The organism is Caballeronia sp. NK8 (genome assembly GCF_018408855.1).
GTDB lineage: Bacteria > Pseudomonadota > Gammaproteobacteria > Burkholderiales > Burkholderiaceae > Caballeronia.
In genome coordinates this window covers 831,046-843,217 of the sequence record NZ_AP024326.1, presented here as the reverse complement: position 1 = coordinate 843,217, position 12,172 = coordinate 831,046, and the positions used below count along the sequence as shown (strand labels likewise).

10 protein-coding genes are annotated in these 12,172 nt (G+C 61.0%); 5 read left to right on the top strand and 5 right to left on the bottom strand.

What is annotated here, in order from left to right; all coding sequences use genetic code 11:
* Genes NK8_RS36755 through NK8_RS36735 form a run of 5 tightly spaced genes read left to right on the top strand, consistent with a single transcriptional unit; the run spans window position 1 to window position 5,836 of the window.
* The gene (locus NK8_RS36755; RefSeq protein WP_213233520.1) at window positions 1-1,044 is read left to right on the top strand and encodes an amidohydrolase; all 1,044 of its coding nucleotides are present in this window, start codon (window positions 1-3) and stop codon (window positions 1,042-1,044) included.
* A complete protein-coding gene (locus NK8_RS36750) occupies window positions 1,044-2,324 on the top strand; it encodes an MFS transporter (protein ID WP_213234034.1) in 1,281 nt (426 codons plus the stop codon). The genes NK8_RS36755 and NK8_RS36750 overlap by 1 nt, the downstream gene beginning before the upstream one ends.
* Window positions 2,321-3,550: an MFS transporter gene (locus NK8_RS36745; RefSeq protein WP_213233519.1), complete on the top strand. Its 1,230-nt coding sequence runs from the start codon at window positions 2,321-2,323 to the stop codon at window positions 3,548-3,550. The genes NK8_RS36750 and NK8_RS36745 overlap by 4 nt, the downstream gene beginning before the upstream one ends.
* Window positions 3,551-3,575: 25 nt before the next feature.
* Window positions 3,576-4,901 carry an MFS transporter gene (locus NK8_RS36740; RefSeq protein WP_213233518.1) on the top strand — a complete coding sequence of 442 codons (1,326 nt, stop codon included), beginning with the start codon at window positions 3,576-3,578 and terminating at the stop codon, window positions 4,899-4,901.
* A 2-nt stretch (window positions 4,902-4,903) separates the two neighbouring features.
* Window positions 4,904-5,836 (top strand): amidohydrolase family protein, encoded by a 933-nt coding sequence (locus NK8_RS36735; protein WP_213233517.1) that lies wholly within the window; start codon window positions 4,904-4,906, stop codon window positions 5,834-5,836.
* Between the two features lie 457 nt (window positions 5,837-6,293).
* Here the strand turns inward: NK8_RS36735 and NK8_RS36730 are convergent, their stop codons facing one another.
* From NK8_RS36730 to NK8_RS36710, 5 genes are all read right to left on the bottom strand, one after another.
* Window positions 6,294-8,267, bottom strand: coding sequence for an aconitase family protein (locus NK8_RS36730; protein ID WP_054924142.1), 1,974 nt, complete (start codon window positions 8,265-8,267; stop codon window positions 6,294-6,296).
* Between the two features lie 69 nt (window positions 8,268-8,336).
* A complete protein-coding gene (locus NK8_RS36725) occupies window positions 8,337-9,776 on the bottom strand; it encodes an MFS transporter (protein ID WP_025527673.1) in 1,440 nt (479 codons plus the stop codon).
* Between the two features lie 33 nt (window positions 9,777-9,809).
* Window positions 9,810-10,022 carry a hypothetical protein gene (locus NK8_RS36720; protein WP_025527674.1) on the bottom strand — a complete coding sequence of 71 codons (213 nt, stop codon included), beginning with the start codon at window positions 10,020-10,022 and terminating at the stop codon, window positions 9,810-9,812.
* Between the two features lie 23 nt (window positions 10,023-10,045).
* The gene (locus NK8_RS36715) at window positions 10,046-11,197 is read right to left on the bottom strand and encodes a CaiB/BaiF CoA-transferase family protein (RefSeq protein ID WP_025527675.1); all 1,152 of its coding nucleotides are present in this window, start codon (window positions 11,195-11,197) and stop codon (window positions 10,046-10,048) included.
* 10 nt (window positions 11,198-11,207) lie between these two features.
* The gene (locus NK8_RS36710) at window positions 11,208-12,149 is read right to left on the bottom strand and encodes a hydroxymethylglutaryl-CoA lyase (RefSeq protein WP_025527676.1); all 942 of its coding nucleotides are present in this window, start codon (window positions 12,147-12,149) and stop codon (window positions 11,208-11,210) included.
* Window positions 12,150-12,172: the final 23 nt, after the last annotated feature.

Here is a 12,172-nt window from a genome sequence, read left to right as displayed (position 1 = left end):
GTGCAAATCGTCCATGCCCCTCATTTGCCCGTCCGCGAAGACTGGCTTGCGCTGCGCGAGGAGCCGGTCCTCGAGCCCGAGCTGCCCATCGTCGATGCGCATCACCATCTTTGGGATCGTCAGTCAGGGCGATACCTGACCGACGAGTTCGCGAAGGACGTGCGATGCGGTCATCGAGTCGTATCGACCGTCTACGTGCAGTGTCGTTCGATGTTGCGACACGACGGTCCCGAATCGATGAAACCTGTCGGCGAGATCGAATTCGCGAGCGGCATCGCGGCGATGTACGCAAGTGGAGGGTATGGGCCGGCGCGCGGTTGCGAGGCGATCGTCGGCGGCGCGGATCTCACGCTTGGCGACGAACTGGAGAACGTGCTCGAAGCGATGCTGGAGGTATCGGGCGGGCGGTTACGCGGCATTCGCAATCCGCTGGCGTGGCATGAAAGTCCCCAGGTGAGTTCGAGCCCGGTTACGCCACCGCGCGATCTGGTGCTCGATGCCGCTTTCCAGCGCGGTGTGAAGACGTTGGCCCGTTTCGGTTTGTCGCTCGACGCGTGGGTCTATCACACGCAGTTGGGAGAGCTGTACGAGCTGGCTCGCGCTGCAGCGGATGTGACGGTCGTCATCGACCACTTTGGAGGACCGGTCGGCGTGGGGCCGCACGAAGGCAAGCGTGAGCAGGTATTCGCCGACTGGAAACGCGGCCTTGCACGTCTGGCGACTCTGCCAAATACACGTATCAAGCTCGGCGGCGCGGGCATGAGTGTATTTGGCTTCGATTTCGCGCGCCGCGACTTACCGCCTTCTTCCGAGGATCTCGCCGCCGCGTGGCGACCGTACTTCGATACCTGCATCGAATTGTTCGGTGTTGAGCGCTGCATGTTCGAGAGCAACTTTCCCGTCGATAAGGGCATGTTCAGCTACGGCATCGTGTGGAACGTCTTCAAACGACTGGCGGGTCCGATGACGCCGCACGAGAAAACAGCGCTTTTTAGCAAGACAGCGGCGGCGACTTACCGACTGTCACTTCACGGAGTCGAATGATGAAAACAAGCGCGAGCCTGGCGCAGGCTCAGCCCGACAACCGGGTCGAGGCAAAGGGCTATAGGGACATCACCCGCGTCGAATGGCGGTCACTTTCCCTTGCGGGACTCGGATGGACGTTCGAGAGCTACGACTCGTTCCTGCTGTCGCTTCTTCTGCCGACGCTCGCCCTCCAGTTCGGTCTGTCGAAAGCACAGCTCGGGCTGTTCACGAGCATTACGGCAGCGGGGCAGATCATCGGCGGGATTCTGTTCGGCTACGTGTCGGACAGGCTCGGACGCGTGCGCACGGCCATGTTGTGCATCGCCATTTATTCGCTGTTTTCGGGGCTGCTCGCGTTCGCACCGAACGAACACTGGTTCGCCACCATCCGCTTTTTCGGCGCGTTGGGGATGGGCGGAACGTGGACTGCCGGCGCGGCACTGATTGCCGAAACCTGGCACGCGAGCCGTCGGGGCAAGGGCGGTGCGCTCATGCAGATGGGCTTGCCGATTGGCGCGATTCTCGCCATCACGATTTCGAGCATCGTCGCAAGCGTCAATGACGGCTTGGGCGGCAACGGCTGGCGAGTGTTGTTTTTGATCGGCGCGCTACCGTTTTTCATCCTCTTCTTTGTCGCACGCAAAACGCCCGAGTCAGCGATCTGGCTTGAGCGCCAACGCGCGAATGCTCAACCCGTGATGCGAAAAGCACCGGCCGACGAAGCGCTCAACGTTCGTGGTCTCGTGACGGCGTTCACGTTCATCTTCTTTCTCCAGTACCTCTACTGGGGCGTGTTCACCTGGACGCCGACGTTTCTCGTCGCGGTGAAGCACCTGGATTTCGTACATAGCCTCAAGTTCGTTTTCGCCCTTCAGTTCGGCGCAATCAGCGGTTTTCTGTTGTTCTCGGCCTTCGTGGATCGTCTCGGCCGCCGGCCGATGTTCATGGCGTACCTGCTCGTCGGCGCTGCGGCGGTGTTCGGCTACATCATGTCGTCGAGCGCACTGGTTTTGATGGTGGCGATCTTCTTCACCGGCTTCAGCGTGAACGGCATCTTCGCAGGCGCGGGGCCATTTCTCGCGGAGATTATCGGGAATACGGCGTCGAGAGGGTTCTTCATGGGCCTCGCGTACAACGGCGGGCGGCTCGGTGGCTTTATCGCGCCATTGGTCATCGGCACGCTGGCGTCGACATCGGGCGGCTTCGTTCTCGGGCTTTCGACGACAATCGTCGCGTTCATCGCGGCCGCCATCGTCGTCTTCTTCGCGCCTGAGACGCGGGGCAAGGCGCTTTCATGAACACTGCCGCACGGTCATCGGGCATCGTCAGCCGGCTTTTTCCCGCGCTGACCGAGCCGGCGCTGCGGCGATATCTCAGCGGGCAAGTCGCGTCTGTTCTGGGCAGCTGGACCCAGAACGTTACGTTGAATCTGCTCGTTTATCACCTGTCGGGTTCGGCGGCGATTCTTGCCTTGCTGAATTTTCTGCTGTACGGACCGCAATTGGTCGTCGCGCCGATTGCAGGTTCGCGGATTCGTTCCGAGAACGCGAGGCGTGTCACGCTTTGCGTATTGACGGTGTCGCTCGTTCTGACCGGCAGCCTGATTGCTTTGTCGACGCTCGGCGTGTTGGGCGTCAAGCTGATCCTCGCGCACGCGCTGGCGATCGGCGTTTCGAGCGCCGTAGAAGTGCCCGCGCGCCAGGTGCTGCTGCTGACGAGCCTGCAAGACGGAAGCCTCACGTCGAATGCCGTGGCGATGAACACCATGGTCTACAACGTCGGACGGATGGTCGGGCCGACGATCGCGGGCTTCGTCTATCCGACGCTCGGACCGCGCGCATCGTTCGTCATCTACGCCTTTGCGCTGTGCTTCATGGCGACCTGCGTGCGCTCGATCCGCCTGTCCGAAAAGGCCGCACCGTCTCGCGCCGAAAGCAGCCTGCGCGACGCGGTCGGCTATGTCATGTCGGACGTTTTTTCAGCGCGCTATCTGCCGATTCTCGCGTGCATCGGTTTGTTCGCGGCGAGCTATCAAACGCTCGTGCCGCTGCTCGCGGACAAGGCGTTCCACGACGCCGCGCGTTTCACCGGCGCGTTCTTCGCGTGCGCGGGCGCTGGCTCGCTGAGTTCCGCGGTGCTGTTGTCGTCGGCGCTTGGGCCGCGTGCATCGGCCCGGTTCATCGCGTGGGCGCCGTGGTCGGCTATCGCTGCTCTGATGGTCCTCGCGACGACCGATGCCGCCGCGGCGTCCATGCCCGCGTTTTTTATCCTGGGCTTCAGCCTCACCTTCGCGGCCACGTCGACCAACGCAACGATCCAGCGACAGTGCCCGGAACACGTGCGCGGTGGACTCATCGGCATGTATGGCATGGCCTACAACGGGACGATGCCCTTTGGCTACCTGCTGGTCGGGACGGTATCCGAAGCGCTGGGCGTGCGGCATACATTTGCGGCGATGGCCGTGGTGCTGGCGGTGGGTGTCATTTCCATCGTCGCATGGCAACGAATCAAGGAACAGCGCTGAGGCGCAAAATAGAGTGGAGACAAACATGCAAGCTACCGGTGTCATGGCGAAATCGGACATTGAGCGCCGCACCATACGGAAAGTCGTATGGCGGCTGATTCCCTTCCTGATGATCTGCTATCTGCTGGCGTTCATCGACCGCGGCAATGTGGGCATGGCGTCGTTGCAGATGAATCACGACCTCGGCATGTCGGCGAGAGTGTTCGGATTCGGCAGCAGCCTGTTCTTCATTTCGTACTTCTTCTGCGAAGTGCCGAGCAATATGGCGCTTCAAAAGTACGGCGCGCGCATCTGGATTGCCCGCATCATGATTACGTGGGGCATCGTGTCGTCGGCAACGGCGCTGGTGCACAACGCGACGACGTTCTACATCCTGCGCTTTCTGCTCGGCGCGGCCGAGGCCGGATTTTTTCCGGGCGTGTTGCTGTATCTGTCGTACTGGATTCCTGCTTCGTATCGGGCGCGCATCGTCGCCACTTTCATGGTCGCGATCCCGGCCGCGAGCTTCATCGGCTCACCCATCTCCGCGGCGCTGCTGCAGATGGACGGGTTCTGGGGTCTGCGCGGCTGGCACTGGCTTTTCATCCTCGAAGGCATTCCCACGGTGCTGTTGGGCTTTGTCTGCCTGTTTGTCCTGACGAACAAACCTGCCGATGCGAAATGGCTCAAGGACGACGAACGGAAGTGGCTCGTTGATGCGCTCGCGAGTGAGACGAAGACAGCTAAGAAGGTGCTCGACATGCCGCTCACGAAGCTCTTTCGCAATCGCTATGTGTTGTGCCTGGCGCTCGTGGATACCTGCGCTTCGGCTGCCGGCAGCACGTTGTCGGTGTGGCAGCCGCAGTTGCTGAAATCGTTCGGCCTGTCGGTCATGCAAACGGGTCTCATCAATTCGATTCCCTATGCAGTGGCATCTGTCCTGATGGTCTATTGGGGCCGCCGCTCCGACCGTTCGGGAGAGCGTCGCTGGCATACAGTCGTGCCGATGCTCCTCATCGGCGGCGGACTGTTTGCGACGTCGCTGAGCGGCTCGCTCGTGCCGACGATTTTCATGCTGTGCGCAGTGCTCGTGGGTGCTTACTCCTTCAAAGGGCCTTTTTGGGCGCTTGCCACGGACATGCTGTCGAACAGCGCGGTTGCAGCGGGCCTCGCGACCATCAACGCGATCGCCAACTTGCTCGGCGGCGGTCTCATGGTCAATGTGTATGGATGGGTCAAGGAAGCGACGGGAAGCTACGCGTTGGCGCTGATGCCGCTTGCAGTCCTCACCCTCATCAGCGTCGCAACGCTTTTGATCCTGACGCGCAACGGGCAGGCGAAACATCTGGCTCGCAAGACGGAGACCGTCTGACCATGCAAAAACCGACCAGACGCGATTTCCTCAAGATGAGCGGGGCGCTGATGGCGGCGTCGACGTTGTCGGCGCGTGCCCAGGCAACCGAAGCGTGGTCTAGCGGCTCGGAGCGGCCCTCGTTCCGACTGCCTGCCGGAGCGGTCGATTGCCACATGCATATCTACGACGACCGCTTTCCCGTTGCGCCCGGCACGACGCTGCGGCCGCCCAATGCAACGGTGGAGCAGTATCGGCTGCTGCAGGCACGTCTTGGCGTCGACCGGAACATCGTTGTGACGCCGTCGACCTATGGAACCGACAATCGCTGCACGCTGGATGCGCTCAAACGCTTCGGAAGCAACGCGCGCGGCGTGGCGGTCATAGACACGTCGGTAAGCGACGAGGAGTTGCACGAGCTTCACATAGGCGGCATTCGAGCTATACGGTTCAATCTCAGTTATCCCGGCGCAACGACGGTGGATATGCTGGCCCCGCTTGCGGAGCGAATCGCTGGCATGAAGTGGCATATCGAACTCGTGGTACAAGGCGTCCGGTTGTCCGAGCTGGAAAGTCATCTCTCGGCGCTTCCTTGTCCGCTGGTGATAGACCACATCGCGCATATTCCCGAGCCAGGCGGTCTCACGTCGGAGGCGCTCCGCACGGCGCAGCGCCTAGTCAATAGAGGCAATACGTTTATCACCTTGTCGGGGCCCTACGTTGACACAAAAACCGGCGCGCCCGATTACGCGGATGTTGCGCCCGTCGCGAAGACGCTGATCAACATGGCTCCCGAGCGAATGCTTTGGGGCACCGATTGGCCGCATCCGACTGAGAAAGGCGTCAAGCCAGATGATGCAGGTCTTCTCGACACTATCGCCGGGTGGATCGGCCGATCGGACTGGCAGCAGAAGATTTTTGTTGACAATCCTGCGAGGCTTTATGGGTTCGACTAGAAGCCAACGGTGTTCCGTAAATGCGTGCTGCGTGATTGAATAGCGCGAGTGCGCCACTGTACGAATAATGATGTTGCTCTCGTGGCTTCAGGATACGGCTCGGGTGAATTCCGCTCGACGTCGTAACGATCCGAGCGACTGGAACTCGCCGCTTTCAGACGCTGATGATGGCAGACGTCGAGCGGCCGAGTTAGGTCGGGGTGAGCCCATCCGAGCTACGAACTCATCGCCGTAAAGCGGCCACTGGTATTTGGCTGCCCGATAACGACCGGTCGTCAACGCGAACTCTCGACCCATCTTTGCCGTCCAGACTGGGTCGACCTCGATGTCCGCTTCCGAAAGTCCAGCGGCCTTTTAGGCTTCACAGCAATCGCAGCTTACCGGCACTTACGAAACGCTCGATAAAATACCAGCGGCCTGGAACGACGACGCGACCGCTGGACCTGACGCGCCCCGTTCAGTTGTCGTTCCTCGATGCTCGCAATTTCTCGAAGCTCACGATTCGGCCAGCAACAGCACTTGCCGCGACGGTAGAAGGGCTCGCGAGCCATACCTTGCCGGGGCCAGAACGCCCAGGAAAGTTACGATTGATGGCACTGACGGTCACCTGATCGGGACGCTCCGAAACACCAGGCCCGGCGTTGACACAGGCACCGCACCCCGGTTCGATGAGTTCGACCCCTGCGCGCTCGAAGACCTCCAGCATCCCTTCGCGCACGCAGTAGTCACGTACGTCCTGACTGCCGAACTGCAGGAAGAAGCGAGTGGTCTCGGCGACTTTTAGGCCGTTGCTCAGAGCCCACTCCAACACCTCATGGCAGCGACGCAGATCTTCGCGCTTGCCGCCCGTGCAAGAGCCGCCATAAGCGATATCGACTGGTACTGAATCGAGGAGTTCGGACAGGCCCACGCCTTGACCAGGATCGCCCGGGCGCGCGAGCATGGGCTCAAGCTGCGCACAGTCCACGTCGATTGTGTGTGCTACCTCGGCATCGTTGTCGCTGCGCATCCATGGCTCGACCTCGAAATCGATACCCCTGCGCTCACGCAGGAAGCGCTCCGTTTCCTCATCCGGAGCGATGATGCCGCTGAAACCACCGATTTCCGCAACCATGTTCGTCAGCGTCGCTCGTTCGTCAGTCGATAACGACGCCAATGCTTCACCGCCGTATTCAAATACCTGTCCAATTGCTCTGCCCTCGCGCACATACGGGAGACGCAGTAGATGCAACACAATGTCCTTCGCCTCTACGCCTGCCGGCAGACGACCTATGAGGTTTACCCGACAGGTCGGGGGCACCTTCACTCGCACGTCGCCCGTGAGCCATGCGTTAGCCATCTCCGTCGCACCAATCCCGAACGCAAGTGCGCCCAGCGCTCCGCAGTGAGGGGTATGAGAGTCCGTGCCAACAACAAGTTGGGCCGGCTTTACGTAGCGCTCGGCCATGATCGAGTGGCTGATCCCTTCGGAGCCTTCCCGGTCGTTCAACAGCCCATGATGGCGCAGCCCGTATTCCTCACAGAATCGCTGCTGTACCTTCCCCATTGCTTGGGCCACGTCAAGCAGCCCGAGCGCGCGTCGCTCGGCTGGCATGCTCCGGTGGATGAACGTCAGATGATCCGAAAAACAAACGATGCTGTTGGGGTCATGCAGTTCAATTTTGTCACCGCATTCCCGGCGCAGAAAACTTATCGACATCGGAGACACGTATTCGTGCGCATAACGCCAATCGGTTTTAGCGAAAACGCTTTGACCAGGTGTGACGCTCCCGCAGCCGCTCGCTTTGGCGACAAGTTTCTCCGCGTAGGTCATGGGGCGTGACTTAGCAGGTGGTACGGAAAGCTCCCAGCCGGCACGCCTCGCCTCGGTCAACCGGAAGAGCCCTCTCCTGCGAATCAACTCGGCGGTGAGCTCATCTTCGCCGCGCGTGAATTCCTCCACTGGAATATCCTCACCTCGACGAATGCGCGCGATCAAGCCAAAATCGGTCGATGTAAAGATACCTAGATTGTGGCAGTTCTGCCGGTAGATGCGCTCGAAACTCTCGGCGATTACCAGACGAACACCCGCACACCACTCAGCGAACGGGCTGGCTTCCCGCGACGATCCCTTCCCGTAGCGGCGGCCCGCCACGGTGACCGCAAATCCGGCAGCTTTTACACTGCCCTGCTTGACTGGGCGAGTTCCCGCGCAGTCGAGGCCTAAGTACGGATACTCGCCGAGCTTCTCGTCATAGTAGTAGCAGATATAGGCGGGCGTGATCTCGTCGGTCGAGATGTCCGTACGAAGCGGTGACGCTTTTTCAAGTGTGACGTCCTCGCCGAACAGTTGCCGCTCGATTACGCTTGCGTTCTGCGATAGGAACAAAATTCGACCATCAAAGCGCACCGTCCTCGACGGATCAGACGGCTGCGAAGGTAAGTGATACACGGCTGTCTCCAGTATGAAAACCGCATCTGAAACGCGGCTACGGAAGCGGAACTGTAGGCGTTGCCGCGCTCACCGATTCAACTCTTCGAGCCGGACACCGTTGGTCTTGGGCCCAAACACGCCGATCGCCACGGCAACAACCAGCATGCTCCCCGTGATGCCAGTGAACACACCGGCAACGCCAAAGTCCCTTAACAAGAATGCAATGAAGAATCCCGACAACATCGCGCCGATGCGGCTGGCTGAATAGACAATACCGCTTGCACGGCAACGCACTGCGGTTGGGAAGAGTTCCGCCTGGTAAGCGTGAAACGCCACCGAGATTGTTTGCCCAGCCAGACTGATCAACACACCTAGAATGATGAGCGGTACGACTGCCTTCATTTGCCCAAATGCCAACCCGCAAAGGACCACCGCAAGCGCTCCGCCAACAATCAGCCACTTTCGTTGGATTTTGTCGGCGTAGAGCATCGCGAGCATCGGGCCGGCCGGCATCGCAAAAGCAATGATGAACGAGTACAGCAGGCTCTTCGTCACGGTGATGCCTTGTCCAATCAAGAGCGTCGGCACCCAATTGGCGAAGCCGTAGTAGCCGATCGCCTGGCAGAAGTTGAAGATGATCAGCATGATGAGGCGCGAGCGGTACGGCGGCTGCAGCAATTCCGCAAACGATGCGCGTCGATGCGCCTGCTGTTCAATCACCGGGAGCGGCGGCGGCAGCGGCTTGCCGCTCTGGCGCGCGACGATCTCCTCGATCTTCGACACTATCCGCTCGCCGTTCTCCACGTGGCCGTGTGTCGCGAGCCAGCGCGGGCTTTCCGGTACCGCCCGGCGGATGAACCAGACGAGCACCGCGCCGATCGATCCGGCGAGCACCACGACGCGCCATCCGTCGATGCCAAACACGGTCGTCGGCACGAGCCAGTATGAGAGGATCGCGGCGACTGGGGCGGCCAAGAACATCACCATCTGGTTGAACGCCATCGCGCGGCCACGCATGTGTTGTGGCACAAGTTCGGTGACGTAGCTGTCGATCGTGATGATCTCAATGCCCACGCCGATTCCTGTAATGAACCGCCACAGGATCACGCTTTCGGGCGTCGTCTGGAAGGCCATAATCGACGAGCCGACCGAGTACCACAGTAGCGAATACGTGAAGACAGTGCGGCGGCCGTAGCGATCCGGCATCCAACCGAAACCGAACGTACCGACAAAGAGGCCAGCGAACGTCGCCGCGATGAAACCGGCGATGCCGTTAAAGCCAAAAAAAGAGTGCGTGGTAGTCTGCAGGAGGCCGCTCTTCGCCATGCCCGGCGCGATGTAGCCGGTGAAGATTAGGTCGTAGACTTCAAAGAAGCCGCCGAGCGAGATGAGGAACACAAGCATCCAGAGATGACGCGTGATCGGCAAGCGGTCCATGCGCGCGGAGATCTCCGCGCCCGGGTTGACGCCGACGCGAACGTTCGGCGCCGCGATTGGAGGGGTGCCCGCGGTAACGGTCTGTTGCATGTTGTCTCCTGTTCTTTGCACCGACGGCGTTTCTTATGGTTGGACGCCTGTCGGAATGAAAGTGGTGATCCAAGCGATGAAGCCTATTTCTGCCCGACGCACCTCGTCAAATCTGATCGAGTTCGATCGACTGAAAAAGCGCCTTAGAAAATTCCCTTCGCCGAAGCCGTTTGCATCGGACGGCGAGGCGAATTCAACGAACTCAAATTCAATCAGGCCCGTCGGATTGGCAAATAGATCTGCCATTAATTTGCTGGGTGATTCGACCCTCAAGCGACCACGCGGCTCTTCAGACGCGCGAGCACTTCGTGCGTATGCTCGCCGACCCGCGCCAGTGCCCGACGCACGCCGGGACGACGGCCACCCATCGTCAGCGGCAGGAGGACGACTTCGGTTATGCTGCCGTCGTCGGTTTCCATCGGTACGAGGCCGCCGCTCGCCTTCAGATGCGGATCGTCGAGCAGTTGATCAGGGCGTACGATCGGCGCGTATGGAATGCCCGCCGCTTCGAGCTTCGGCGATAGCTCTTCGATGCGATGCTCCTTCAGGATCTCGCCGAGCACATCGAGCAGCTCGGGGCGGATCGCGACGCGCAGCGCATTGGTGGCGAAGCGCGGGTCATCCGGCAGATCAGGGCGATTCAGCACGTCGCAGAGCGTGACGAACTGTTTATCGCTAACCGCGCCGATGAAAAGCTGTTCACCACCGGCGAGCGTGAAGATGTCGTAGACGCTCCACGCCGAAACGCGTGAGGGCATCGGCGGCGGCGCTTCGCGAGTCATCGCGTATTGCTGCATGTGCTGGCCGGAGAGGAACACGCAGTTCTCGAAGAGTGCGCTCTGCACCTCCTGGCCGCGTCCTGTATGCTCGCGTTCTCGAAGCGCGGCGAGCACGCCGATCGCCCCGAACATGCCGCCCATGATGTCGTTGACCGACGTTCCAGCGCGCAGCGGCCGGCCGACCGGACCCGTCATGTACGAGAGGCCACCCATCATCTGGACGACTTCATCGAGTGCTAGGCGCTTTTCATAAGGTCCCGGCAGAAAGCCTTTGTGCGACACGTAAATCAAACCGGGATAGCGCTTCGAGAGCGTGTCGTAATCGAGGCCGAGCTTCGTCATGAGGCCCGGGCGAAAGTTTTCGAGCATCGCGTCGCAGGTGCCGATCAGTTCGATCGCGGCTTCCTTGCCCTCAGGCGTGTTGATATCGAGCACGACGCTCTTCTTGTTGCGGTTGAACGAGCGGAAGAAGCCAATACCGAGGCCCGGCAGCTTGCGGGTCTTGTCGCCGCCCGGCGGCTCGATCTTGATCACTTCGGCCCCGAGGTCGGCGAGGATCATGCCGCACGTCGGCCCCATGACCATGTGCGTGAATTCGATGACGCGCACGCCGTCGAGGGGAAGTCTTGCGGGGTTGCTCATGATGATGACCTCAAGCGCTGAGCGCGGCCGGAACATTGAAGGATTTTGGGAGGCCCGCGAGCCACAGCGTGCCATGCAGCGATTCGCCTTCGAGCCATCCCGCGACTTTCGCGCGCAAGGCCAGCAAGGCGGGAATGTCGATGCCGGTATCGATGCCCATATCGGCGAGCATGAACGCGAGGTCTTCGCTCGATGCATTTCCGCTCGCACCCGGCGCATGCGGACAGCCGCCGATGCCCGCGAGCGTCGCATCGAAGCGCGCGACGCCGGTTTCGAGCGCGGCATAGACGTTCGCGAGCGCGAGGCCGCGTGTGTCGTGGAAGTGGCCGCACCAGAAGCGCTCGCCGGCGATCGTGCGCGCCTTCTCGAACAGATCACGCACGGCGGCGGGACCGGCATAGCCGACCGTATCGGCAATGCTGACGCGATCAGCGCCCGCATCAAGCAGCGCTTGCATGCATCGCAGCACTTCGCTCTGTTCGACGCGGCCCTGGATCGTGCAGCCGAAGGCCGTACCGATGCCGCCTTCGATCAGCGTCTTCGAGCCGGCGGCATCGCGCGCGGCGCGGATGCGTGCCACTTCGGCGACGACTTCATCGGGCGTCTTGCGCAAGTTCGCGAGGCTATGTTCGTGGCTCGCGGAGAGCGGCACGAGGAGCAGGTCGGCGCGAGTTTCGATGGCGCGCTCGGCGCCTTTCAGGTTCGGCACGAGTACCGAGACGACGAGGCCTGGAAGCGTCTTAGCGTAGGCGACGAGCTCGGCGGTGTCCGCGAGTTGCGGCAGAAGGCGCGGGGGAACGAACGAGCCGACTTCGATTTCGCGCTGGCCGGCGGCATACGCGTCGCCGATCCATTCGATCTTGCGTGTGGTCGGAAGGATAGTCGGGATGCTTTGCAGGCCGTCGCGCAATCCAACTTCACGGATGGCAACGTTAGCGCGTAACGAGGGCATATGACTTGTCTCCTATCTACCGG